Source organism: Micromonospora peucetia (assembly GCF_900091625.1).
In the GTDB taxonomy this organism is placed as follows: Bacteria; Actinomycetota; Actinomycetes; order Mycobacteriales; family Micromonosporaceae; genus Micromonospora; species Micromonospora peucetia.
Window position 1 is genome coordinate 3803578 of sequence record NZ_FMIC01000002.1, and the last position, 24107, is coordinate 3827684.

Here is a 24107-nt window from a genome sequence, read left to right on the forward strand (position 1 = left end):
ACTCGTGAGTCGCGGAGCCGGCGAGCCCGGCAGCGCAGAAGGCCCCGGGTGAACCCGGGGCCTTCTGCGAAGGTTGCCTGCTGCGTCAGCAGTCGTAGTACATGGCGAACTCGTGCGGGGTCGGGCGCAGGCGCACCGGGTCGACCTCGTTGGCCCGCTTCCACTCGATCCAGGTCGAGATCAGGTCGGGCGTGAACACCCCACCGTCGAGCAGGTAGTCGTGGTCGGCCTCCAGCGAGTCGAGCACCGCCGACAGCGAGCCCGGCACCTGCTTGACGTCGCCCCACTCCTCCGGCGGCAGGTCGTAGAGGTCCTTGTCGATCGGCGCCGGCGGCTCGATCTTGCTCTTGATGCCGTCCAGGCCGGCCATCATCATCGCCGAGAAGGCCAGGTAGACGTTGGCCGACGGGTCCGGCACGCGGAACTCGACCCGCTTGGCCTTCGGGTTGCTACCGGTCACCGGGATGCGGGTGCAGGCGGAGCGGTTGCGCTGCGAGTAGACCAGGTTGACCGGCGCCTCGAAGCCCGGCACCAGCCGGCGGTACGAGTTGATCGTCGGGTTGGTGAAGGCCAGCAGCGACGGGGCGTGGTGCAGCAGGCCGCCGATGTACCAGCGGGCCATGTCCGACAGGCCGGCGTAGCCGGTCTCGTCGTAGAACAGCGGCTCGCCGTTCAGCCAGAGGCTCTGGTGGGTGTGCATGCCGGAGCCGTTGTCACCGAAGAGCGGCTTCGGCATGAACGTCGCGGTCTTGCCGTTGGCCCAGGTCTCGTTCTTCACGATGTACTTGAAGAGCTGGAGCTGGTCGGCGGCGTGCAGCAGCGTCGAGAACTTGTAGTTGATCTCGGACTGGCCGGCGGTGCCCACCTCGTGGTGCGAGCGCTCCACGGTGAACCCGCTGTCGATGAGCCGGCGCACGATGCTGTCGCGCAGGTCGGCGAGGTGATCGACCGGCGGCACCGGGAAGTAACCACCCTTGTACGGGGTCTTGTAGCCGCGGTTGCCGCCCGGCTCCTCGCGGCCGCTGTTCCAGGCGCCCTCGATCGAGTCGATGTAGTAGAACGACTGGTGCGCCGAGGTCTCGTGGCGGATGGAGTCGAAGATGTAGAACTCCGCCTCCGCGCCGAAGTACGCGGTGTCGGCGATGCCGCTGGCGGCCAGGTAGGCCTCGGCCTTCTTCGCCACGTTGCGCGGGTCCCGGCTGTAGGCCTCGCGGGTGAACGGGTCGTGGATGAAGAAGTTGAGCGCGATGGTCTTCTGCGCCCGGAAGGGGTCGACGAAGGCGGAGGCGACGTCCGGGAGCAGGAGCATGTCCGACTCGTGGATTGCCTGGAAACCGCGGATCGACGACCCGTCGAAGGCCAGGCCATCGGTGAAGAAAGCGTCGTCGACGGACTCGACCGGCAGATTGAAGTGCTGCATCACGCCGGGCAGGTCACAGAAACGTACGTCGACGAACTTCACGTCCTCGTTCTTGAGGTATCGCAGGAGTTCCTCGGGATTGGCGAACACACGTCCTCCTGGCACGTCCACGGTGGCTGGGCTCCTAGCGACGCTATGGCCGTGCGGTTGCCCTGCCATGTCTTGAGTGTTTCTGCCGTGTTACGTCCCTCGCGGAGCGTCATCCGCGCCGCTCGGGCAGGCCGGACCACGCGACGGGACGCCACCGGCGGTGCCATTGTATTGACACTTGCTCGCTTTCGCCCCTTTTCGCGGCTTGGGTGTGGGCTGGAGCTCGCCATCGACCGGCCCGCCGCCGACCGTCCCCGATCCGTCCGCACGCCCTGGATACCCTTGACCGTTGTGAGCAACCCGCATGATCGCCCCGTACCGCCCGCGTCGGATTCCACCTTCACCCCGCCCAGCCTGGGACGCCGGTTCGGCGCGCTGGTGATCGACTGGGTGCTCTGCGTCCTCATCGCCCGGGGCTTCGCCGACCCGGTCCGCGACGGATGGGCCCCCGTGCTGGTGCTGATCCTGGAGTACGGCTTCTTCCTCGGGCTCTTCGCGCAGACGCCCGGCATGTTCATCACGAAGATCCGCTGTGTCGGCTGGGCCGACGGAGGTCGCATCGGGGTGGCCCGCGCACTGCTGCGCGGCCTGCTGCTCGCCCTGGTCGTCCCGGCCCTGCTGATGGACGGCCACCGCCGTGGCCTGCACGACCGCCTCACAGCCTCCGTAATCACCGAAGCCCCCCGCCCCTAACCACCCCTGCCCCTGCCCCGCCCTGCCCTGCCCTGCCCCGCCCCGCCCCGCCCCGCCCCCGCGATCTTGCACTTTTGGCCCCGTCAAATGGGATATATGCCTTGCTGCGAGGGCTGAAACTGCAAGATCGCGGACTGCGGCGCGGGCGGCGCGCTGCGGCGCGGGGCGGCGGCGCGGGACTGCGGCGCGGGGCGGCAGCGCGGCGAGGCAGAGGGGCGATGGCGGAGCAGACGCGGGGCGCGGCGGCGGGGCGGGGCGGCGGGGCGGGGCGGCGGCGCGGGGCGGTACCGCGGGAAGTAGCGCGGGGGCGGAAGGAAGGCGGGGGACAGGCGAAGAGCCGGGCCCGTCGAACGGGTCCGGCTCTTTCGCGTACGTCTGGTGGGTCAGCGACCGCGCGACTGGCGGAAGGCGCTGCCCGAGGGCCGCATGTTCTTCGGGATCGCGCCCTTGGGCATCTGCGGGCGGGCGGTGAGCGCCTTGAGCCGCTTGTCCAGCGAGTTGACGTCCTTGCCGCTGAGGTTGCGCGGCAGCCGCATCAGCGTCATCCGCAGCTTGCGGATCGGCAGCTCGCCCTCCTCCTGCCCGATGATGTAGTCGAAGAGCGGAGCGGAGCCGATCACCTTCGCCAGCCGCCGCTTCTCCTGCCCGAGCAGGCCGCGTACCCGCTGCGGGTTGCCCTCCGCCAGCAGGATCACGCCGGGCCGGCCGATGACCAGGTGGATCATGTCCATCTGGGTGGTGGAGCTGACCGCCGGGGTGACCCGCCAGTCGCCGCGCATGTTCTCCATGATCTGGGCCGCCGCGCCGGGCTGCCCCTCGGCGGCGTTCATCATTGCCCGGTTGGATCGCAGGTTGAGCACGATCAGCAGGCAGAGCAGGGCGAACAGGATGCCCAGTGGCAGCCAGATCCAGCCCCAGAGCAGGACAGCGACCACGGTGAGCGCGAGCGGGATCAGCACCGCGCCGGCGGCCATCGGTGCGAACCACCGGTCCTGCTTGGCGGTGAACTTGAACACCATCCCGATCTGCTTCAGCCGTTGGCCGAACGAGACCTTCTCCTGGGGCTTTGCCATGCCGCAGAGTCTAGTGGGCGCCGCACGTCGCGTTGTCCGCGGCCGGGCTGAGTACCTTACGCCGCCGTCGTGCCCGTGCGGGCCGGGAGTAAGGAGGGGGAACGGGCGAAGATCAGGCGGCGCACCCATGCCCCCGGGGCACCTTCGCGCGCAGAGTCGGAGTCGACAGATGACGACGACAGCAGGGAGCCCGACATGTTCGGCACCGACGCAGACCTGATCCTCTCGATCCACCGTACGCACGCCGCCGAGCTGCGCGCCGAGGCCGCGGTCGACCGGCTCGCCCGGGCCCTGCCACGGCGTACCGCGCGTGACTGGCTGAGTCGTCGGCACCACCCGGGACGTGCCGGCGACATCCGTCGGTGAGCGTTCCCGCGCCCCCGGCTGTCGCCACCGACCCGCCGGGGCCCGGCGCCGCTGACCGGCCAGTCAGCGGAGTCGGCGGTGGGGGCCGTGGCATGCTCGGTGCCGTGACCGCACGCGCCGCCAGCACCGTCCTCGTGGGCCGCCAGCCGGAACTCGCGGCCCTGCGCGACGCCCTTGCCCGGGCCCGCACCGGGGAACCGGCCACCGTCCTGGTCGGCGGTGAGGCCGGGGTGGGCAAGACCCGGCTGCTGGAGGAGTTCGGTCGGTCGGCCACCGAGGCCGGCGCGCGGCTGCTGGTCGGCCAGTGCCTCGAACTCGGCGAGGCCGGCCTGCCCTTCGCACCCTTCGCCGCCGCGCTGCGGGCGGTGCTGCGCCGCGACGGCGCCGGCGTCTTCGACGGGTACGAGGCCGAGTTCGCCCGCCTCCTGCCGGAGCTGGCCCGGGGGCCGGCCGGCTTCGCCCCGCCCGCCGGCGGGCCGGTCTCGGACGCCCCGCGCGGCTACCTGTTCGACCTGGTCGCCGAGCTGTTCCAGCGGCTCGCCACCGGGCAGCCCCTGGTGCTGTTGATCGAGGACCTGCACTGGGCCGACCGGTCCACCCGCGACCTGATCTCCTTTCTGGTACGGGCCGCCCGCACCGCCCGGCTGCTGCTGGTCTGCACCTACCGCACGGACGAGCTGCACCGCGGGCATCCGCTGCGGCCCTTCCTCGCCGAGCTGGACCGGGCCCGTGGCGTCGAGCGGATCGAGCTGGGCCGCCTCGACCGGGACGGTACCGGGGCGATCCTGGCCGACCTGCTCGGTGTCGAGCCGCTCGCCCGTGCGGTCGACGACATCCACCATCGCACCCAGGGCAATCCGTTCTTCATCGAGGAACTGGCCGCCGCCGGCGACCCGATCGGCTGCGCCACGCTGCCGGAGACGCTGCGCGACCTGCTGCTGGCCCGGGTGGACCGGCTGCCCGACGCCGCCCAGCGGGTGCTGCGGATCGCCGCCGCCGGCGGCACCCGGTTCGCCCACCAACTGCTCGCCGAGGTCGCCGGGCTGCCCGAGCCGGAGCTGGAGGACGCGCTACGCGCCGCCGTGGCCGCCCAGCTCCTGGTGGCCGACCCGGAAGGTGACTACGAGTTCCGGCACGCGCTGGTCCGCGAGGCCGTCCACGACGAGCTGCTGCCCGGCGAGCACGCCCGGCTGCACGCCCGCTGGGCGGCGGCCGTCGAGGCCCAGCCGCACCTGGTCGCCGCCGGCCGCGCCCCGGCCGAGACTGCCCACCACTGGTACGCCGCCCACGACCACCCCCGCGCCCTGGTGACCGCCCGCACCGCGGCCCGCGCCGCCGCCGACCGGTACGCGTACGCGGAGCAGAGCCGGCTGCTGGAGCGGGTGCTGGAGCTGTGGGAACTGGTGCCCGACGCGGCCGACCGGCTCGACATGGACCACCTCGCGGTGCTGGAGGAGACGGTTGCCGCCGCCACCACCGCCGGCAACTACCAGCGCGCGCTCACCTTGACCCGGGCCGCCCTGGCCGAGGTGGACAGCGACACCGAGCCGCTGCGCGCCGCGCGGCTGCTGGACCGGCGCGGCCGGATGCTGTCCATGCTCGGCACCGGCGACGGCGTCGCCGAACTGCGGGAGGCGTACCGGCTGTGCCGCGAGGCGCCGGACGGGCCGGAGCGGGTCCGGCTGCTCGCCGACATCGCGGTGCAGCTGCTCCGGCTCGAACCCGAGCAGGCCGGCGTGCTCGCGGCGGAGGCGGCGGAGGCGGTCGAGGCGCTCGGCGACGACCTGGAGCTGCTGTCGACCCGGATCGCCATTCTCTGCCGTACCGAACCCGCACCCGAACGCCGCCTGGCCGGGCTGCGCCTGGCCGAGGAGCGGGCCCGCGCCGCCGGCCACGCACCGGCGCTGGTGAGCGCGCTGGTCCACCTCTCCGACGTGCTCTTCGAGCTGGGCCGGTACGCCGAGTCGGCGGAGACGGCCGCCGCCGGGGCTATCGAGGCGCGGCGGGTGGGGATCAGCCGCTCCACCGGCGCGTACCTGCTCTCCAACCAGGCCGAGGCGCTGATCGCCCTGGGCCGCTGGGACGAGGCCGACACGGCCTGCGCCGAGGCAGCCCGAATCGACCTGCCGGGCGTGTCCGGCCTGCACTGGCTCCAGCTCCGCGCCGGCCTGCGGCTGGCCCGTGGACACCCGACCGCGGACGAGCTGGTGGACCGCGCCCTGGCCTTCCTGGCCCGGCCCTTCCTCTGGCCGAACCACCGGCTGCCGCTGCGTGAGCTGTGGATCGAGGCGGCGCTGGCAGCCGACGATCCGGCCGGAGCGGTGCGCGCGGCACACGCCGCGCTGGCCGACGAGCGCCTGCCGCAGCTTCCCCGGGAGGGCTGGCCGGTGCTCAGCGCCATCGCCCGGACCGCCGCGCGGACCGGGGACGCCGAACTGCCCGGCGCGGTGTCCGCACTCGCCGCCGGCCTGCCGGCCCGCCACCCGGCCGAGCGGGCGCACGCCGCCCAGGTGGTGGCCCTCCTGGCCACCGGCGGCGAGGCGCTTCCGGCATGGCGTACGGCGGTCGCGGCGTGGCGGGCCGACGGGCAGCCGTACCCCCTCGGGCGGGCGCTGCTGTCGTTCGCCGAGGCGGCGGCGGCAGCGGGGGAGCGGGACGAGGTGGCGGCGGCGGTCGCCGAGGCTGCCGCGCTCGCCGACGGGCTGGGCGCGGCACCACTCGCGAAGCAGGCTGCCACCCTGGCCCGCCGGGTCGGCCTGCGCGGGGCGACCCGGGGGCGTCCCGGCGCGGACCTGCTCACCCTGCGCGAGCGGGAGGTGTTGCGGCTGGTCGCCGAGGGGCACAGCAACAGCCGGATCGCCGAGCAGCTCTTCATCTCGCCGAAGACGGCCAGCGTGCACGTCTCCCGGATCATCGCCAAGCTCGGCGTGAGCAACCGCGTCGAGGCCGCCGCGCTGGCCCACCGCCTCGGCCTGCTCGGCGAGCCCACCCCGCCCCGCTGACCGGCGAGCCTGCCGTGCCGTGCTGACCGGCGAGCCTGTCCGTGCCGTGCTGACCGGCATGCCCGCCGCGCCGCGTTGATCGACGAGCCTGTCACGTTGCGGTGACCGGCGAACTTTCCGCGCCGTACTGACCAGCGAGCATGCCGCGCCGCGCTGACCCGCCGTCCGACCGAGGCTTGCCGGACCGTCTGCCTGGCCGATCGCCTGCCCGTCCGATCGCCTGGTCGGGCGGTGCGCGGGACCGGGGCGAAGGCGTCGGTCAGCGGCGGGGGAGGTAGATCCGTCAGCCGGGGACGGTGACCAGGTCGAACGCGGTCGGATCGGTATGCCTGCGTTCGTCCAGGCGGGCGGCCAGCGGCGAGCCGACCGGTGCGACCCAGCCGGGGCCGCCGACTGCCGCACCGCCCGGCGGTACGGCAGGTACCGGTCGTGCCCCGGGCCCCGCTACGAGAGATCTTGGACAGTTGCCGTTCGAGCCTGACGGCAACTGTCCAAGATCTCTGGTGGATGGAGGCGGGGGGTGCAGCGTGCGCCAGGCGGAGAGGCCGGCCGCCATCAGGAGTAGCGGGAGGGCGACCGCCCACCAGAGCTGGCCGGGCGCAGCGGCTCGGGGAGTAGAAGCCAATGCCCAGCGGCGGGCCGAGCATCAGGCCCCGTGCCGCCGGTCCGTCCAGCCGGCGGGCTGCCCGGAGCCGCTGGCGGCGAGCACCGCCCCGAGCGGGTCGCGCCCCGCCGCCAGGCTGTGCGCCAGCAATGGTCCGGCACCGAGTAGCACGCCGGCACCGAGTAGCACGCCGGCACCGAGTAGCACGCCGGCACCGAGCAGCGCGGCGGCACCGAGCAGCACGCCGGTCCGGCCGCGCAGTTCCCGCCAGCGGTACGCGAGAAGCGCCACGCCGGTCGCCGCCACGTACGGCAGCACCCAGCGGATCCACCCAGAGCATCAGCCCGGCCAGGAAGCCTTACGCCGCCCAGCGCGGCAGCCGGCGCCCCGGTCTGCCGGCCGCCAGGTCGTACGCCCGCACGGCGAGCGCCATCCCGGCCGCGTTCATCTCCGGGTGGCCGCCCCGGCGATGAGCTGGTTCTTCACCACCGGGTGGGTCAGCCGGGTGGGTCAGCCGGCGGCGGCCGGGGCGCCCTCGCGGGCGTCGAGCGCTTGCCGGTAGAGCCGGCCGGCCCGGTACGATGAGCGCACCAGCGGCCCGCTCATCACGCCTGCGAAGCCGATCTCCTCGGCCTCCTCGCGCAGCTCGACGAACTCCTCCGGCTTGACCCAGCGGGTGACCGGGTGGTGCCGGGGGGTGGGTCGCAGGTACTGCGTGATGGTGATCAGCTCGCAGCCGGCGTCGTGCAGGTCGCGCAACGCCTGGGAGACCTCGGCGCGCTCCTCGCCCATGCCCAGGATCAGGTTGGACTTGGTGACCAGCCCGTCGGCGCGGGCCTGCCGGATCACGTCCAGCGACCGCTCGTAGCGGAAGGCCGGCCGGATCCGCTTGAAGATCCGTGGCACGGTCTCCACGTTGTGCGCGAGCACCTCAGGCCGGGCGCCGAAGACCTCGGCGAGCTGCTCGGGTACCGCGTTGAAGTCGGGGATCAGCAGCTCGACGCCGCAGCCGGGCTGGAGGGCGTGGATCTGCCGGACGGTCTCGGCGTAGAGCCAGGCGCCGCCGTCGGGCAGGTCGTCGCGGGCCACGCCGGTGATGGTCGCGTAGCGCAGGCCCATCGAGACCACCGACTCGGCGACCCGCCGCGGCTCGTCGGCGTCGAAGTCGGCCGGCTTGCCGGTGTCGATCTGGCAGAAGTCGCAGCGCCGGGTGCACTGGTCGCCACCGATGAGGAAGGTGGCTTCCCGGTCCTCCCAGCACTCGTAGATGTTGGGGCAGCCGGCCTCCTGACAGACGGTGTGCAGCCCCTCGCGCGAGACGAGCCCGCGCAGCTGGGTGTACTCCGGGCCCATCTTGGCCTTGACCTTGATCCACGGCGGTTTGCGCTCGATCGGCGTCTCGGCGTTGCGGGCCTCGATCCGCAGGAGGCGCCGCCCCTCGGGGGCGGGCGTCGCCGTGCGCGCTGCCTGGCCGGTCGTCGGCGCGGAGTGCTCGATCGTCACAAAACCGAGCCTACGCCCGATGGCCGCCGTCGATGTGGCTCGGGCGACCGGCGTCACCCCGGAAAGCTTGTGACGCCGGACACCGATGGCCGGAAAAAACCTGTCACAGGGGGTCGGCGGGGGTGCTAGCGTGCCCGGCAGAGCTGTGACGGAGCCGAGTAGCGCCCCGACCCGCCAGTTGGAGAGAGCCGCCGGTTGCTGTGAGGCGGTCTGGCGCCGGTGCGCGAAGACCCTCCCGAGCTGCGGGAAGAACGACGGGTGACCGGCGCTGCCGCGACTACGCGGACGGGCCGCCCCCGCCCAGTAGAGCCCGCCCGGTTGGCCCCGGTGAAAAGGCGACGAACGAGGCCCCCGTTTGCGGGGGTGAAGGTGTGGTGGCACCGCGAGGTTCCCGCTCGCCCACACCTCCCGGGGCTGAGGCGACGCGTCGCCGCCCCGCGGCGGCGAAGGCGTTGCGATCGATCGAGGAGCAGCCCACCGTGCAACGCATCCTTTCCACCCAACTGTCCGCCCACGTCGGCATGCCCGTCCGGATCGCCGGCTGGGCGCACCGCCGCCGGCTGCTCAAGTCGGTGGCCTTCCTGATCGTCCGGGACGCCGCCGGCCTCGCCCAGGTGGTCGTCACCGACCCGGCCGTCCGCGCCGAGGTGGAGAAACTCCCGGAGGAGACGGTCGTCGAGGTCACCGGCACGGTGGTCGCGAACCCGACCGCCCCCGCCGGGGTCGAGCTGACCGCGCCGACGGTACGACCGCTCGGCCCGCCCGCCGAGCCACCGCCGTTCGACCTGTACCGGCCGGCGCTCACCGCGAGCCTGCCCACCCAGCTCGACCACGCGCCCGTCGCGTTGCGCCACCCGACCCGAGCGGCGGCGCTGCGCGTCTCGGCGGCGGCGGTCGCCGGCTTCCGGGCCACGCTCGACGCCCGCGACTTCGTGGAGATCCACACCCCGAAGGTGGTCGGCTCGTCCACCGAGAGCGGGGCGAACGTCTTCACGCTGGACTGGTTCGGTCGGCCCGCGTACCTGGCCCAGTCGCCGCAGTTCTACAAGCAGCTGATGGTCGGCGTCTTCGAGCGGGTCTACGAGGTCGGGCCGGTGTTCCGGGCCGAGCCGCACGACACCGTACGGCACCTGGCGCAGTACACCTCGCTCGACGCCGAGCTGGGCTTCGTCACCGACCACCGGGACGTGATGGCCGTGCTGCGGCACACCGTCGCCGGCATGCTCGACGCGGTACGCGGGCGGGCCGGGGCCGCGCTCGCCACTCTCGGGGTGTCGGCCCCGGACGTGCCGGCCGAGATTCCCGCCGTGCACTTCACCGAGGCGCTCAGGATCGCCGGGGCGCCGGCCGACGAGCCGGACCTCGCCCCGGCGCACGAGCGGGCGCTGGGCGAGTGGGCGCGGCGGGAGCACGGCTCGGAGTTCCTCTTCGTCACCGGCTACCCGATGGCGAAGCGACCCTTCTACACCCACCCGGACCCGGCGCGACCCGCGTACTCCAACGGGTTCGACCTGCTCTTCCGGGGATTGGAGCTGGTGACGGGCGGGCAGCGACTGCATCGGCACGCCGACTACCTGGCGGCGCTCGCGGCCCGGGGCGAGGCGGTCGAGCCGTACGCCGGCTATGTCGACGCCTTCCGGCACGGGATGCCGCCGCACGGCGGTTTCGCCATCGGGCTGGAACGTTTCGTGGCCCGGCTCACCGGCGCGGCCAACGTCCGGGAGGTGACCGCCTTCCCCCGCGACCTGCACCGGCTCACCCCGTAGGGCAGTTCGTCGGGACGCCGTGGGGGCGGCGGGGGTTGCTCGTCGTCTCCACGGACCGCGCCGGAGGTCAGCCCCGGGCGGCCAGCCGGCCCCGTAGCGCCCGGCGGGCGAGCGGGCCCAGCTCCTCGACCACCTCGACCAGCACCGCGAGGCGTTCCAACGAGTCGAAGGCGTCGCGCGCGCCGGTCGGGTCGACCCCCTCGAAGAGCTCCAGGCCGACGAACGCGGCCGAGATCGCGCGGGCCAGCCCCGCCGGGTCGGCGACCGGGGCGACCGGCGAACCGCGCAGCAGCCGGTGCAGCACGGTCTCGATCTCGGCCGTCCACAGCCGGAGCGCGGCGGCGGTCGGCTCGGCGAGCCGCTCGTCGGTCTGGGCGCCCGCGAGCAGCTGGGCCAGGACGGCCACGTTGCCCTCGGCCCGTTCCTGCTCGTGCAGGACGCGACCCAGGTCGAGCAGCTCGCGCAGCGACCGTACCGCCGCGAAGCGTTCGCGGTAGACCGCGACGCGGGCCGTGGTCGCGTCGCGGCAGGCCTCGGCGAGCAGGGCGTCGACGCTGCCGAAGTGGTAGAAGACCAGGGCCTGGTTCACCCCGGCTGCCGTGGCGATGGTGCGGGCCGAGGCGCCGGCGATGCCGTGGGTGCGGATCGCCGCGAGCGCGCCGTCGATCAGCTTCTGGCGGGTGGCGGCCATGGGGGTCCTTTCCGTCAGTCCCCGGGATTCTCCCGCAGTGGCCGCACCGCCGCCGGCACCGGTGCCCGGTCTGGCCGGACGTACTGGACGGTGAAGCTGCCCGTGTAGCCGAACAGCGGTCCGACGAGCGGGTTGGTCACCCGCACCTCGATGCCGAACCGCCCGGTGGGCTCGTCGTACCACTCCCGCAGGTGTGCCTGGCCGGTGAGGGCCGCCGGGCAGGGCATCCCGCCGCGGAACCGCTGGGCACCGCTGCGGATGGTCAGCGCACCGGCCGGATCGACGCCCAGGTGCAGGTCGACGGCGAGGTGCTGGTGCGTGCCCAGGTAGTCGACCAGGACCCGGCGGCGCGGGCTGTAGACCATCGTGGCGTCGAAGCGGCGGCGACGGTGCGTCGCCACCTGGAAGGTCCGCACGAAGGTCAGCGTGGGCCGGCGGTACGAGTCGGCGTAGGCGTAGTTCTCGATGGTGAACGGAACGTCGACGCCGGTCTCCGGGAACAGGATGTGCCGCAGGGCGCCCAGGTGCAGGAACGGCGCGGTGAAGGCGGGGCCCCGCCAGACGCGCTCCATGACACCAGTGCCGACGCAGCCCACGTCGGTGCTCCCGTCGACACCGAACCGACGCCGTAGTCGGGGGTGCAGTCGGTCGAAGTCGGCGCCCAGCGCGCGTTGGAAGACGGAGGTCACAGCTTCTCCAACAGGGACGGCGGTCGGGCGGCGAGAAGGTCGGGCGGCCGGCGTCGGCAGCGGCGGGCGGCGGGGGCGTGCGGGTGGGGTGGCAGCGCCATCGCGACCACCGTGGCGGCGAGCACCGCGAGCGCCCCGGCCAGGGTTCTGTCGGTGACCCGCGCGGCCAGGGCGCCGACTCCCGCGACCGCGAGCGTCCGCAGGGCGACCTCGCGGGCGGCGTTGCCCAGGGCACGCTCCGGCGGTACGCCCTGCTCCAGCCACAGCCGCAGCCGGTCGAACGACCACGCGGTCGCCCAGCCGAACACCGGGCGGAACGCGAGGTCGGCGAGCCGGCCCAACGGTCCCCAGCGGGGCGCGTACGTGTAGCCCGTCAGGAAGCGCACCCCGGCCGGGCCGGGCACGTACCGCCAGTAGCCCGAGCCCGACGCGATCAGCGAGCGCGGGTCGTCGGAGCCGAACCGCAGCGCCGAGGTGCGGGTGCCGTCCGGCCGGGTCCGTTCACCGGCGTGTACGCCGTAGCCGCCGATCCGTACGGCCGGCAGCACCCGGGTGGCGTAGCTGAACCGGGCGGGTGTCGAGTCCGGTACGGGGTCGATGCTGCTGAACCGGGCGTCCCAGCGCGGATGCGTCGTGGGGTCCTGCGTCGCCCACCACACCTGTTCCATCGGCGCGTCGATGAGCGTCTCGACGTAGACGGCCCGCATCGGCATCCTCCATCATCTTGAGCGGTCGCTCAAAACAGAGCGTACTGCGATTTGAGCGACCGCTCAAGAGGTCGGATACCCGCCGGGCCTGGTGGGCGGTCAGGCCGGGCCGAGGAGGTCCCAGAGGTTGCCGGCGATGTCGCGGAAGACGGCGACCCGGCCGTACGGCTCGGTGCGGGGCGGCTTCACGAACTCGACGCCCGCCTCGACCATCCGCCGGTGGACGGCGTCGAAGTCGTCGGCCCGGAGGAAGAAGCCGACCCGGCCGGCGACCTGGTCGCCGACCGTCCGGGCCTGCCGGTCGCCGTCGGCGCGGGCCAGCAGCAGCCCGGTCTGCCCGCCGGGCGGACGGACGACGACCCAGCGCTTCGGGCGGCCGTCGTTGGTCAGCGACGGGTAGTCCTCGACCAGCTCGAAGCCGAGCACCTCGGTGAAGAAGTCGATGGCCGGGTCGTACTCGGCCACGACGATGGTGACCAGGTCGATCTGCATTCCAGAGAGAATAGGGGTGGGCTCGAGCGCCGGAGGCGGCCCGTCGACGGTCAGGCCAACAGCGTCGGCAGGCGCCGCTCGACGACCGGCAGCACGTCGGCCACGGTGACCGGGCGGCCCAGCTCGGCGGTGAGCGAGGTGACCCCGGCGTCGCGGATGCCGCAGGGCACGATCCGGTCGAAGTGCCCCAGGTCGCAGTCGCAGTTGATGGAGAAGCCGTGCAGGGTCACGCCACGGGCGACCCGGATGCCGATGGCCGCCACCTTGCGGGCCGGGCCCCGGTCGTCCTCCGGCACCCAGACCCCGCTGCGCCCGTCGATCCGGCCGGCGGTCAGCCCGAAGTCGGCACAGACGTCGATCAGCAACTGCTCGGTGCGGCGGACGTAGGCGACCACGTCGACCGGGTCGGGGAGCCGCACGATGGGATAGCCGACCAGCTGCCCCGGGCCGTGCCAGGTGATCTTGCCGCCCCGGTCCACGTCGACGACCGGGGTGCCGTCGACGGGACGGTCCCACGGCTCCGTGCGCTTGCCGGCGGTGTAGACGCTCGGGTGCTCCAGCAGCAGCACGGTGTCGCCGCGTTCGCCGGCCACCACCGACTCGTGCAGCCGGCGCTGCTCGTCCCAGGCGGCCTGGTAGTCGAGGACACCGGCGCGGACGGCCGTGAGGCCGGGGGTCGTCGTGGTCACGCTGCCAAGCCTAGACCCGTACCGGCCGGTCACCTGCGGTGACGCGGCTCACGGGTGGCCCTGCGGCGGGGCCGCGCGTCGTCGCGGGAACGGCCGGGCCCGTAGGCGAGGCCGCGCGCGACGGCTCAGCCCTGCGGGACCCGCCACAGCCACACGTCGTCCACCCGCTCGGGTGGGCCGAGCAGCGCCGTCACGGTCTGCCGGATCGCCTCCTCGTCGACCGGCCACTTCGCCCCGTGCACCTCGTCGGCCAGCACGACCGTCTCGACCCGCCAGTGCCGCAGGTCGGCGCGGACCTCCTGGATGCTGCCCTCGGTGACGATCGGCACCAGCCCGGTCCGGCCGGCCTGGTCCACCAGGGCGCCGAACGGGCGCGGCGGCGGGCCGATCCGTCCCCGGCCGTCCGGGCCGCCCGGGCCGAGGAAGAAGCCGGAGGGGATGGCGAACTCGCCCTGCCGGTGCGCCAGCGCGTACGCCTGCCAGCGCTGGCCGTCGGGGTAGACGTCGAGGGCCAGCGGCACCGGGGTCAGCACCCCGCCGGGGGAGACGTACTCCTGCCAGGTCCCGGCGGTGATGAACCGCGGGATCGGCTCGCGTTCGATGGTCAGCAGCGGGGTCGGCACCAGCGGCACCAGCGCCAGCGCGAACCCCGCCCACCAGGCCAGCCGCGCGGGGCGGCGCCGGGGTGGGTCGGCGCGGAGCTGGTCGACGGCGTACGCGAGCAGCACCCCGATCACCGGCGCCACGATCAGCGCCAGCCGGGCGGGCAGGGCGGCGTTCACGACCGGCAGGTGCCCGAGCAGGTCGAACGGCATCGGCAGGTCGAAGCGGCGGCCGTCGACCTTGGCCTCGGGGCCGAACGACAGCACCGTGAAGACGACGGCGGTCACGCCCAGCGCCCAGAGCGTCGCCCGGCGGCCCGGGTCGGCCCGGCGCCACAGCAGCACGAAGCAGGCGACGGTGAGCAGCAGCAGCGGGAGGCCGAAGAACGAGTTCTCCTCGGTCGGGTTGGGCGCCAGCCGGGTGCCCAGCCCCACCTCCCCGGCCAACGATCGGCGCGGGTACGCCCCGTACGCGACGACGTCCTCGGAGTGGATGACGGCGTCGAAGCCGGTGCCGTGGAAGCGCTGCGGACCGGCGAAGTGCAGCCACAGCGGGTACGCCAGCAGCACCCCCGCCACGACGGCGGTCACCGCGAGGCCGCGCAGGAAGGTCGGCAGCAACGTGCGGGCCTCGGCGCGGTGGGCCGGATGCAGCGCCCAGACGGCGACGAAGACGCCGAGGGCCAGCGCGGTGAAGAAGAGCCCCTCGGCGGCGATGGAGAAGGCGACGGCGACGAGCACGCCGAGGATCGCGCCGTCGCGCAGCGGGTGCCGGGAGCGGCGCAGCGCGAAGGTCCGCCAGATCAGCAGCGGCACCAGCCAGCCCGCCGTCCAGTTCAGGTGGGCGTTGGCGTGCGAGACCATGCCGGGGGAGAAGCCGATGAACAGCCCGCCGACGGCGGCGGCGAGCGGGCTGCGGACCAGGTGCCGGGAGAGCAGCCAGTACCAGGCGAGCGCGGTGGCGGCCAGGTTGAGGGTGAGGATCACCAGGAACGTGGCCGGCGGCCCGATCAGGTACGTCAGCGGCGCGAAGACGACGGCGTACACGGTGATCGAGGTGTTGACCGCGAGGTTCACCCCGTCGGGGACGTTGACCAGGTAGGTGAAGAGCGGGTTGTCGCCGTGGGTCACCGCGTGGCCGCCGAAGGCCAGCAGCCACTCGAAGAGCGCCTGGTCGCTGGAGTTGACCGTGATGGCGCGGGTGTTCGGGCCCCGCCACAGCCCGCTGGCCACCCAGACGGCGAGCGCGAGCGCGACCAGCGCCACGATCAGATCGGCCCGCCGGTGGCGGACGACGCGGGGCGGCGAGGCCGGCGAAGGCGCCAGGGACGGGGAGGACGGCACGCAGCGGACGTTACCAACCGCACCGGGGCACGCCGGTCAGGACGTACATCCTTCCGGCCGAGAATGTGTGAGCGTGCCCCATGTCACAACATCGACACATCGACGTAACCTCTCGGCAATTCGCGGGTGACCCAGTTCACAACCCGTCCCCAGGAGGCCCCCGTGCGTCGCTCCCCGTCCCTGCTCACCCGGCTGACCGGCGCGGTCGCCGGGGTGCTCCTCGCCGCCGCCGTGGTGACGACCGTCGCCGCCCCCGCCCAGGCCGCCACCCTCACCCAGGTCACCGGCTTCGGCTCCAACCCCGGCAACCTCACCATGTACGCGTACCGGCCGGACAACCTGCCGGCGGGCGCCCCGGCCGTCGTGCTGCTGCACGGCTGCACCCAGAACGCCGCCGGCTACTTCGCCAACTCCGGCTGGCAGAAGTTCGCCGACCAGTGGAAGTTCGCCCTGATCGTGCCGCAGCAGTCCGCCGCCAACCAGGCGCTGAGCTGCTTCAACTGGTTCGTCGAGCAGGACATCACCCGGGGCTCGGGCGAGGCGCTGTCGATCAGGCAGATGGTCGAGCATGCCAGGAACAACTACGGCACCGACGCCGGTCGGGTCTTCGTCAGCGGGCTCTCCGCCGGCGGCGGGATGAGCGCGGTCATGCTGGCCGCCTACCCGGACGTCTTCGCCGCCGGCTCGGTCATCGCCGGCCTGCCGTACCGCTGCTCGCCGCCCGCCTCCACCAGCACCTGCCAGTACAGCGGGGTGAACAAGACCCCGCAGGAGTGGGGCAACCTGGTCCGGGCCGCGTACCCCGGGCACGCCGGCCCGCGCCCCCGGGTCGCCATCTGGCACGGCACCTCGGACTCCACCGTGGTGCCGGCCAACTCCACCGAACTGCGCGACCAGTGGACCAACGTCCGGGGTGTGTCGCAGACCCCCACCAGCACCGCGTCGCTGCCCGCCAACACCAGCCTTGAGGTGTACGGCAACAACGACGTCCGCCTCTACCGGGTCTCCGGCATGGGCCACGGCACCCCGGTCGATCCGGGCTCCGCGCCCGACCAGTGCGGCACCGCCGCCGCGTACCTCCTGGACACCATCTGCTCGGCGTACCACGACGCGGTCTTCTTCGGCCTGAACGGCGGGACGAACCCCAGCCCCACCCCGACGGCGAGCCCGACCGCCTCCCCGACCGCCTCCCCGACGGCGAGCCCGACCGCCTCCCCGACGGCGAGCCCGACCACGGCGCCGACCTGCGTGACGGCCAGCAACTACGCGCACGTCGCCGCCGGCCGCGCCCACCACTCCGGCGGCTACGCCTACGCCAACGGCTCGAACCAGCGGATGGGCCTCTACAACACCTTCTACACCAGCGTGCTCAGGCAGACCGGCCCCAACCACTGGGTGATCGGCTGCTGATCGCGCTGCGCCGCGGTGGTCCACCGGCGCCCGGCCACGGTGGTGCCGCCGGGGACACTGACGACCCCGTTGGGATTGTGGATCTGAAGGCACCCTCTCTGTGTCAAGGCGTGGTGGCAGAGAGGTCTTCAACTTGTTGGAATTGGTTGAGTTCATGTCACTGACGTCGGTCGGTCAGGTCGCCATCTCGTCGCCGATATGGTGGCCGCGAGGCCTCCGGTTTCAGGTCTTCTGCTCGGTCGCTGAACCATCTACCGGAGACCTCGCTGCGTATCGATCACCGACACGCCGACCATCTGATCAGAATCAGCTGCCAGCCCTAGCCGTGAAACCTGGCCTAGCGCCGATGGAGATCAACCTTGTTGTTGCTGGGGTTGTAAGTGCAGTAATAGTCCCATCCGGCATTGTTGAGTTCGTACGCGGTGGCAAGCGGTGGGCAGTCGCCGCAAAGCTCTGGGGCCAGACTTAGTACCCAGTAGCTGTTGGGGTATGCGGAGGTGCGAAATCCGCATTGATTCGCCATGATGGAGATGTCGCCCGAAACTGCGTTCCGGGTGGCCTCCGCTTCGGTGGCTGGGGCGGCTGATGCGATGGTTGCTGACGCCAGAAGCATTGTCGCTGTTGCCAGGGCAACCTGAACGGACCTCACGAAGCCTTTACGCATTACACGTCCCTCCCGTGGTCGTCTTCCTCTTCCCAGGAATGGCACAATCCGCGATTTAAGACCCAAATCGCTCTTGGTGCCGCACCTGACGGTAGTGCCAGTAAGAGCTCAATGTCAAGACTCAGCTACTGTCCGCGACATCGAGCCTGGTCGAGGCCCGAATGTATTAATTATTACGAAAAATCATCCGATAAGGTACTGCTTGCTTGCAATCTGTCCGTGTGTTGCGCTGCTGAATCAGCGAGTCTGTGGCGACGGTCCGGCGAGGAATTTCAGCAACAGTGGCGAAGCGCTGAAGACGTAAAACCGAACTAAACACCGGTCAAGAAGGAACCGCGTGACCGGGAGCAGCGGCTATGTGCGGTAGGAGAGGAGTGTCGATTTCCGTGCTTGGGTGTGTGGTGTAATCGAGGTTGTTAGATGATGATCCGGAGGAGCGCGTCACCACCCCGACTGAGGTGTGCCCACCGGCCGGCCCCGGGCCGAGGGAGACGCATCCATGCGTGGTCATCGGAATCGACGCGCACAAGCGCACCCATTCATCCGCGTACCGCCGAAGCTGGATGGCACATGCCCGCGACGCCGACCGCACCTACGGCAAGTCCGACCCGATCGACACCCTGACCGTCGCCCGCGCCGCTCTACCGTCAAACGCCACGCGCGGATCAGTGCGTCCGAACGCCTAGTCCACGCGCCGCAGTATAGGCCCACGGTCGTGGACCCCTATCGCGAGACAGAGCCGTTCGTTTGACAGATTCCTAGTCGGCGAGGGCGGCGCGCAGGGCGGTGGCGAGGTCCGGGTGGCGGTAGGTGAAGCCGGCCTGGGTGAGCACCCCCGGCAGGACGCGGGTGCTGGTCAGCGCCTCGTGGGCGAAGCCGCCGAGCACCACCTTCAACGCCAGCGCCGGGATCGGGATGATCGCCGGCCGGTGCAGCTGTCGGGCCAGCTCGCGGGTGAACTCGGCGTTGGTCACCGGGGCCGGTCCCACCAGGTTGACCGGCCCCACCACGTCGTCGCGGTCCAGCAGGAACCGGGCGGCGTCCAGCCAGTCGGCCATCGAGATCCACGGCAGCCACTGCCGGCCGCTGCCGAGCCGGCCGGCGATCCCCAGCTTGAACGGCAGCAGCTGCGGCTTGAGTAGGCCGCCGTCGCGGTGCAGGGGCAGCCCGACACGCAGCCGCACGACGCGTACGCCCGCGTCCTCGGCCGGCCGGGTCGCGGCCTCCCAGACCCGGCAGACGTCGGCCAGGAAACCCTCGCCCGCCGGGGCGTCCTCCTCGACCGCCCGGTCGCCGGTGTTGCCGTACCAGCCGACCGCCGAGGAGTTGAGCAGCGCCCTGGGCCGGTCGCCCTGCGGCAGGCCGGCGATGGTGATCGCCAGCGTGGTCGTGGTGTCGACCCGGCTGGACCGGATCAGCTGCCGGTACCCGTCGTCCCACCGCTTGTCGCCCACGCCCGCGCCGGCCAGGTTGACCACTGCGTCCGCCTCCGCCACCACCGCCGGGTCGAGCTGCGCGGCGGACGGATTCCACTGCCGCTCGTCCGGGGTACGCGGCGGCCGGCGGACCAGCCGGGTGACCTGGTGCCCGTCCGCCGTGAGTCGGTCGACCAGCCGGGTGCCGAGGAAGCCGGACGCGCCGGCCATGAGGATCCGCATGCTCATATCTTCGGGTACGGAGCGGACTCGGCTGCGCCGAGCGGCATGAGTCACCGCCGCGCTGTCGATCAGATGTTGTTCTGCCGGGGTTGAGCTGGCGCTGAGGCCGGCCTTCCATCAAACGATCGAGACTGGAGTCGGCCGGCAGCGTGCAGTTGCCCGCCAAGGGTCGTACGACGCTGTCGAGCTGAGTCGTCTGTGACATCAGGCGGTGTCCGGGCCGATGTGGCACCAGACGGGGGTGAATCGTTTGCGACATCAGCTCGACAGCGTCTTGCGTGTGGATCCTCCGCTGTGCTGGCAGTCTCGCGCGAGCAGGAACGCCGCCAACCGTGCCCGGTTTCGCGCCGCGTGCAGCCAACCGCCCCACCGGCCGTAGCCGGTCCGCAGTGCCCCGCCGGCCGTCGTACACGACCGGCGGGGCACCGTTGTGTGGTCAGGCTGTCGCCGGGGCGGGGCGGAGGTCGGCCAGGAGGAGTGCTGTTCCGCTGCCTGCGTGACACCGGCATGCCGATCGCCGAGATGTCCCGCTACGCCGAGCTGTCCCGCGAGGGCGAGCACACCGTCGGCGAGCGGAAGGCGCTGCTGGAACGGCACGCGGAGCGGACCGAGGAGCAGATGCGCCTGATACAGCGCCAGTACGACCACCTCCGCGAGAAGATCCGCTTCTACGAACGGCTGCCCAGCTCTGCCTGACGGCGCAGGTGATCGGATGACGTTCCACCGGGCTGAGCCGGCGCTGGGGCCGGCTCCCCATCAGCCGATCATGACTGGCGCAAGCCGGCCAGCACCGGCGTGAGTGGGTCCAGCGCGTCCTTGCGTACGACGAAGCGGGTGACGCCCCAGCGCCGCCGGTGCGCGGCGACCGCCGCGACGATCTCGTCCCCGGTGCCGATCAACACGAACGGCGTCGCGAGCAGCTCGGCGACGGTCAGGCCGGTGTCCTCGGCGATCGGCGCGGCGGCGGCCTCGGCGTCGTCGGTTACGACGGTGTGCTGCACGAGCGCCTCCAGCACCGGCGGCTCGGCCCGCCCGGCCGCCCCGGCTGCGACACAGTCGAGCTGCTTCTCGATGTCCGCCTCGCGCCAGCGCACCTCGTGCGCGTAGCCGTCCGGCAGGGTGCGGCCGAGCCCGGAGAGGCCGACCACGTCGGCGTGCGCGCCGGCCCAGCGCAGCATCGCGGAGTTCGCCGTGCCGATGGTGAGCGGGATTCGGGTCTGCACAGGCCGGGGCTTCTCCAGGCGAGCCGTCCGCATCACCAGGTCGGGTGTGTCGACGGTGACCTCCTCGCCGTCGAGCAGGGCGCGGACGGCCTCGGCCACGGCCAGACAGCGGCGCACCCGACCGGCGACGTCGGGGCGTTCCCGGCCGACCGCGAGCCACTCCGCCGGGGTGTGGCCGGCGCCGAGGCCGAACCGGGCCCGCCCGCCGGAGAGCAGGTCGAGGCTGGCCACGTCCGAGGCGAGCAGCATCGGCTCACGGACGCCGGCGTTGGAGACGTACGAGCCGAGGCCGATCCGCTCGGTCACCGCCGCGGCGGCGGCCAGGGCGACGAACGGGGACGCCGCCGCGCCCGGGTGGTCGGCGGTGGACAGCCCGTCGAAGCCGGCCGCCTCGGCCCGCCGGGCCAGGTCCAGCCAGCTCGGGCCGTCGGACGGGGTCGCCTGGAGGGTGAAGGTCGCCATGTGGCCCACCCTGCCGGGCGCGGGCCAGCCGGCCAAGCCCGGTGGCGGCGATTCTGCTACCGGCAGACCCGCCGGTCACCGGTGGCGGCGACCACCACGACGGGCGATTGGACCGGTCCGGTCCGGCCCACCCTCGGGCGGTGGGAGGGAAACCCCGAGGAGATTCTCGGTGCTGCCCTCGGTCAGCGCGTTCAGCGCGCCGACAAGCTTCTTCTCCTCGTAGACGAAGTGCGTCTCGAGCAGCGCCGCGAGGGTGTCCAGCTCCGTCCGTACCTCGTCGGGCGGCGCGGTCCCGCCGACCAACTGCTCGACCCGGCGCAGGGTCTCGGCCACGAGGTGGTGGTCGGCCGCCAGCTCGCGCAGCACCGGGGCCAGCTCGGGCACCTGGTCGGCCAGCACCCGGAACGCCCCGGCGTCCTCGCCGGTGTGGTGCCGGGTCAGCGCCGCGCAGAAGGCCAGGCAGTGGGCCCGCAGCTCCCGCGGCCGTACGTCGGGGTCGTCCACGCCGTCACGGAGGCGGGTGAGTTCCTCGCGGAGCCAGAGGTGGACCTCGATCAGTTGGTTGCCGAAGGCCCGCAGGCGCTCGTCCGGCGTGAACGGAGGCATGTGTGTCCCATGCTGTCCCGCGCCTCCATGCCCTCGGCGGTCTGTTTGCCGGGTGCACCGCGACGCTGCGGCCAGCCTACGACAGGGATCACGAACGCGCGGACCCTGTCACGGCCGCCGGACCGGCCGGACGCTGACCAGATCCTCCAACCCGACGAAGTCGGTCGGGTTTATGGTGTAGAGCGACAGCCCGTTCGCGTGCGCGACGGAGGCGATCATCAGGTCCGCCAGCCGACGGCGGGTGGTGCGCCCGGTGGCCAGGACCGCACTCGTGACCAGGCCGAAGGCCCGCGCCGCCTCGGCGTCGAAGGGCAGCGGCTCGAACATGGCCTCGGCATGCTGAAGGATGCTGGTCCGCCGGGCCCGTTCGGCGCGGTCGTCGGTGTGGTGCGGGCCGGCGGAAAGCTCCGCGAGCGTCACGGCGCTGATCACCATCTCCGCGGGCAGGTCCTCCGGACCGAGGGCGCCGAGATGGATCACGATGTTCGTGTCGATCAGGCCACGGTCCGGCGCCTCACCACTCACGGCTGAACGGGTCCTGCTCCACCGACGAGTCGATGTCCGCGCGGAACCTCTCGTCGTCCAGCACCGGGGCCGGGGCGAAGGCGGCAAGCACCTCGCTCCGCGGCACGAACGTGCGCCGACGCAGCGGGATGAGCTTCCCGACGGGGGTGCCGTTGCGCGTGATGACGAAGGACTCGCCTGACTCGACATGCCGCATGATCCGGCCCGAGTCGTTGCGCAATTCCCGCTGCGTTATCTCCCGGTGAGCGTGCTCTGCCACGGCGTAATCCTAGTCGAATGTGCTACGGAGTGCTACGCCGCCGCCGGCAAGGGCCGTGCCGGCCGGGCGGGTCCGCAGGGCGTCACGTCGACGGTTCGTCCGTGGCGGGCTCCCGCCACCGGGCTCGCCAGGCAGCCTCGTGTGCCTCGTGGCTGGTCTTCTCCTCGAAGACCAGCTCGCGCAGCGCGCGCCGGGAGTCCGCCATGACCACCGCCTCGACCGCCACCAGCCCGACGCAGATGGCGGTGAGCAGGGCGAGAGCGGCCAGCGCCGGCAGCCGTTGGCCGACCGGAATGGTGGCGGCGAGCAGGAGCACCGCGCCGACCCTGGTCCAGGAGACGGTGCGCAGGGTGCGCAACTGGAACAGCATGTTCGCGCACAGGAAGCAGATCACCCCGCCGAAGAGCAGCAGCACGCCGGGGCCGTGCGTCGGGTCCCCGATCGGCACCTCGGTATCGGCGACCTGGTGCACGATCTCCTCGGCGCCGAGGGCGAACAGGATGACTCCGGCGATCATCGGCAGGTGCAGGTACGCGTACGCGTCCCGCGCCATCGAGACCCGGGGACGGCCCTCGGCGGCGTGCAGGGCGATCCGGGCGGCCGGTGCGATCAGGTCGTAGTGCGCCCACCAGAGCGCGGCCGTGAAGAAGATGCCGAGCACCGCCGCGGCGACCGCCGGCCACGTAGGGGCCTGGCCGAGCAGGTTGCTGCCGACGCCGACGGAGATGACCGACTCACCCAGGGCGATGATCAGGATGAGGTCGTAGCGCTCCGTCCAGTGCTCGGCGGAGGTCACCGTCCAGCCCCAGGCGCCAGCGACGAGACCCATGCCGTACTGGAGCAGGATGACGCTGACCCAGAGCCCGTCGCGCAGCATCGCGGCTTGGACCGGGTCGTCGATCTGCGGCGGGACCAGCGCGGCGGCCGTGAGCAGCAGGGTGCTGATCGTCACCTCCGGGGAGTACTTCAGCAGCATCCGGCGCTCGCCGGGTTTCTCCCGCGCGATGTGCCAGTACAGCGTCAGGTGCACGCCCCGGATCACCACGTAACTCAGCGCGACCACCATCGGCCCGGCGGCCACGTCGGTCGCGTCGCTGAACGCCTGGGGGAGGGACAGCGCGAAGCAGAACAGCGCGGCCATGCCGACGACCATCAGCACCGGGACGAAGCCCTCGCCGAGCCGGACCCGGGTGGCGACCACGCAGTGCACCACCCAGCACCACCAGAGCACGGCGAGCACGAGCATGGCGTGCCCAAGCCGCCAACCGGAGATGTCGGCGGCGGTGGTCCGGGTGATGATGAAGAACGAGAAGACGAAGACCAGGTCGAAGAAGACCTCGAACCGGTCGACCCGAGCGCCGGGGGCGATCGAGACGGCCGGTCCCAGCCGCTCACGCCACCGGATGCCACCCACCTCATCCACTCTGGCAGCGCCCCGACCCGACCGGGCCGGAATCGGGCCAGCCTGGTGGCGGTCGGGCCGACCGGACGGCGGGGCACGCCACACGGCAAGCGGGCCGGTCGGCGGCGTACCAGCCGGCCGGTCGGCATGCGGGCCGGACGGCGAAG

General features: G+C 72.5%; 21 protein-coding genes and 2 pseudogenes. 7 read left to right on the forward strand and 16 right to left on the reverse strand.

From position 1 onward, the window contains the following. Window positions 1-85 precede the first annotated feature (85 nt). On the reverse strand, window positions 86-1510 hold the full coding sequence (gene glnA, locus GA0070608_RS17805; protein ID WP_091629463.1) for a type I glutamate--ammonia ligase: 1425 nt from the start codon (window positions 1508-1510) through the stop codon (window positions 86-88). Window positions 1511-1801: 291 nt separating this feature from the next. Between glnA and GA0070608_RS17810 the strand changes: the two genes are divergently transcribed. Next, window positions 1802-2203 (forward strand): RDD family protein, encoded by a 402-nt coding sequence (locus GA0070608_RS17810; RefSeq protein ID WP_091629465.1) that lies wholly within the window; start codon window positions 1802-1804, stop codon window positions 2201-2203. Between the two features lie 383 nt (window positions 2204-2586). Here GA0070608_RS17810 and GA0070608_RS17815 read toward each other — a convergent pair whose 3' ends face one another. Beyond that, window positions 2587-3276 (reverse strand): DUF4191 domain-containing protein, encoded by a 690-nt coding sequence (locus GA0070608_RS17815; RefSeq protein WP_091629468.1) that lies wholly within the window; start codon window positions 3274-3276, stop codon window positions 2587-2589. A 195-nt stretch (window positions 3277-3471) separates the two neighbouring features. Between GA0070608_RS17815 and GA0070608_RS32690 the strand changes: the two genes are divergently transcribed. After that, window positions 3472-3642 carry a hypothetical protein gene (locus GA0070608_RS32690; RefSeq protein WP_176733750.1) on the forward strand — a complete coding sequence of 57 codons (171 nt, stop codon included), beginning with the start codon at window positions 3472-3474 and terminating at the stop codon, window positions 3640-3642. Window positions 3643-3746: 104 nt separating this feature from the next. Further along, the gene (locus GA0070608_RS17820) at window positions 3747-6644 is read left to right on the forward strand and encodes an ATP-binding protein (protein ID WP_245715822.1); all 2898 of its coding nucleotides are present in this window, start codon (window positions 3747-3749) and stop codon (window positions 6642-6644) included. 508 nt (window positions 6645-7152) lie between these two features. Here the strand turns inward: GA0070608_RS17820 and GA0070608_RS33475 are convergent. Both GA0070608_RS33475 and lipA read right to left on the reverse strand, forming a co-directional pair. Continuing rightward, window positions 7153-7737, reverse strand: a pseudogene (locus tag GA0070608_RS33475) (hypothetical protein); the annotation flags it as partial. A 21-nt stretch (window positions 7738-7758) separates the two neighbouring features. Next, window positions 7759-8808, reverse strand: coding sequence for a lipoyl synthase (lipA, locus tag GA0070608_RS17830; RefSeq protein WP_218107521.1), 1050 nt, complete (start codon window positions 8806-8808; stop codon window positions 7759-7761). A gap of 422 nt (window positions 8809-9230) precedes the next feature. On the opposite strand from lipA, the gene aspS reads away from it, so the two are divergent. Beyond that, window positions 9231-10517, forward strand: a complete 1287-nt coding sequence (gene aspS / locus GA0070608_RS17835; RefSeq protein WP_091635384.1) for an aspartate--tRNA(Asn) ligase — start codon at window positions 9231-9233, stop codon at window positions 10515-10517. A 67-nt stretch (window positions 10518-10584) separates the two neighbouring features. On the opposite strand, the gene GA0070608_RS17840 is transcribed toward aspS, so the two are convergent. The 6 genes from GA0070608_RS17840 to GA0070608_RS17865 form a co-directional block, all read right to left on the reverse strand. Further along, a complete protein-coding gene (locus GA0070608_RS17840) occupies window positions 10585-11208 on the reverse strand; it encodes a TetR/AcrR family transcriptional regulator (RefSeq protein WP_091629475.1) in 624 nt (207 codons plus the stop codon). Window positions 11209-11222: 14 nt separating this feature from the next. Further along, window positions 11223-11897, reverse strand: a complete 675-nt coding sequence (locus GA0070608_RS17845) for a DUF4166 domain-containing protein (RefSeq protein ID WP_091629477.1) — start codon at window positions 11895-11897, stop codon at window positions 11223-11225. Next, on the reverse strand, window positions 11894-12610 hold the full coding sequence (locus GA0070608_RS17850; protein WP_245715823.1) for an SRPBCC family protein: 717 nt from the start codon (window positions 12608-12610) through the stop codon (window positions 11894-11896). Before GA0070608_RS17850 ends, GA0070608_RS17845 begins: the two co-directional genes overlap by 4 nt. A 93-nt stretch (window positions 12611-12703) precedes the next feature. Next, complete coding sequence (locus GA0070608_RS17855) at window positions 12704-13096, reverse strand: VOC family protein (protein WP_091629480.1); 393 nt, start codon at window positions 13094-13096, stop codon at window positions 12704-12706. A 50-nt stretch (window positions 13097-13146) separates the two neighbouring features. Beyond that, window positions 13147-13785 carry a lipoyl(octanoyl) transferase LipB gene (lipB, locus tag GA0070608_RS17860; protein WP_091629482.1) on the reverse strand — a complete coding sequence of 213 codons (639 nt, stop codon included), beginning with the start codon at window positions 13783-13785 and terminating at the stop codon, window positions 13147-13149. Window positions 13786-13910: 125 nt separating this feature from the next. Then, entirely contained in the window at window positions 13911-15731 is a 1821-nt protein-coding gene (locus GA0070608_RS17865) for a DUF6311 domain-containing protein (protein WP_091629484.1), read from the reverse strand. 162 nt (window positions 15732-15893) lie between these two features. On the opposite strand from GA0070608_RS17865, the gene GA0070608_RS17870 reads away from it, so the two are divergent. Further along, the gene (locus tag GA0070608_RS17870; RefSeq protein WP_091629486.1) at window positions 15894-17141 is read left to right on the forward strand and encodes an extracellular catalytic domain type 1 short-chain-length polyhydroxyalkanoate depolymerase; all 1248 of its coding nucleotides are present in this window, start codon (window positions 15894-15896) and stop codon (window positions 17139-17141) included. Window positions 17142-18308: 1167 nt separating this feature from the next. Continuing rightward, on the forward strand, window positions 18309-18491 hold the full coding sequence (locus GA0070608_RS33040; RefSeq protein WP_091629488.1) for a hypothetical protein: 183 nt from the start codon (window positions 18309-18311) through the stop codon (window positions 18489-18491). Window positions 18492-18563: 72 nt separating this feature from the next. On the opposite strand, the gene GA0070608_RS17880 is transcribed toward GA0070608_RS33040, so the two are convergent. Next, complete coding sequence (locus GA0070608_RS17880; RefSeq protein WP_091629490.1) at window positions 18564-19463, reverse strand: TIGR01777 family oxidoreductase; 900 nt, start codon at window positions 19461-19463, stop codon at window positions 18564-18566. Between the two features lie 477 nt (window positions 19464-19940). Between GA0070608_RS17880 and GA0070608_RS17885 the strand changes: the two are divergent. Then, window positions 19941-20159 (forward strand): annotated as a pseudogene (locus GA0070608_RS17885) (MerR family DNA-binding protein); the annotation flags it as partial. Between the two features lie 68 nt (window positions 20160-20227). Here the strand turns inward: GA0070608_RS17885 and GA0070608_RS17890 are convergent. From GA0070608_RS17890 to GA0070608_RS17910, 5 genes are all read right to left on the reverse strand, one after another. Further along, the gene (locus tag GA0070608_RS17890; protein WP_091629492.1) at window positions 20228-21148 is read right to left on the reverse strand and encodes an LLM class flavin-dependent oxidoreductase; all 921 of its coding nucleotides are present in this window, start codon (window positions 21146-21148) and stop codon (window positions 20228-20230) included. A gap of 75 nt (window positions 21149-21223) precedes the next feature. Continuing rightward, a complete protein-coding gene (locus GA0070608_RS17895) occupies window positions 21224-21754 on the reverse strand; it encodes a hemerythrin domain-containing protein (RefSeq protein ID WP_091629494.1) in 531 nt (176 codons plus the stop codon). Window positions 21755-21862: 108 nt separating this feature from the next. Continuing rightward, window positions 21863-22279: a type II toxin-antitoxin system VapC family toxin gene (locus tag GA0070608_RS17900; RefSeq protein ID WP_141719493.1), complete on the reverse strand. Its 417-nt coding sequence runs from the start codon at window positions 22277-22279 to the stop codon at window positions 21863-21865. Next, the gene (locus GA0070608_RS17905; protein ID WP_091629498.1) at window positions 22269-22538 is read right to left on the reverse strand and encodes a type II toxin-antitoxin system Phd/YefM family antitoxin; all 270 of its coding nucleotides are present in this window, start codon (window positions 22536-22538) and stop codon (window positions 22269-22271) included. The genes GA0070608_RS17900 and GA0070608_RS17905 overlap by 11 nt, the downstream gene beginning before the upstream one ends. A gap of 82 nt (window positions 22539-22620) precedes the next feature. Continuing rightward, on the reverse strand, window positions 22621-23952 hold the full coding sequence (locus GA0070608_RS17910; protein WP_091629500.1) for a low temperature requirement protein A: 1332 nt from the start codon (window positions 23950-23952) through the stop codon (window positions 22621-22623). Between the last annotated feature and the right edge of the window lie 155 nt (window positions 23953-24107).

Bases quoted from the DNA above. Each gene is read 5' to 3' on its own strand.
- GA0070608_RS17855 (WP_091629480.1), bottom strand. From the start codon at position 13,096: ATGCAGATCGACCTGGTCACCATCGTCGTGGCCGAGTACGACCCGGCC.
- GA0070608_RS17880 (WP_091629490.1), bottom strand. From the start codon at position 19,463: ATGCGGATCCTCATGGCCGGCGCGTCCGGCTTCCTCGGCACCCGGCTG.
- GA0070608_RS17850 (WP_245715823.1), bottom strand. From the start codon at position 12,610: ATGCCGATGCGGGCCGTCTACGTCGAGACGCTCATCGACGCGCCGATG.
- GA0070608_RS32690 (WP_176733750.1), top strand. From the start codon at position 3,472: ATGTTCGGCACCGACGCAGACCTGATCCTCTCGATCCACCGTACGCAC.
- GA0070608_RS17840 (WP_091629475.1), bottom strand. From the start codon at position 11,208: ATGGCCGCCACCCGCCAGAAGCTGATCGACGGCGCGCTCGCGGCGATC.
- GA0070608_RS17895 (WP_091629494.1), bottom strand. From the start codon at position 21,754: ATGCCTCCGTTCACGCCGGACGAGCGCCTGCGGGCCTTCGGCAACCAA.
- GA0070608_RS17815 (WP_091629468.1), bottom strand. From the start codon at position 3,276: ATGGCAAAGCCCCAGGAGAAGGTCTCGTTCGGCCAACGGCTGAAGCAG.
- GA0070608_RS17890 (WP_091629492.1), bottom strand. From the start codon at position 21,148: ATGGCGACCTTCACCCTCCAGGCGACCCCGTCCGACGGCCCGAGCTGG.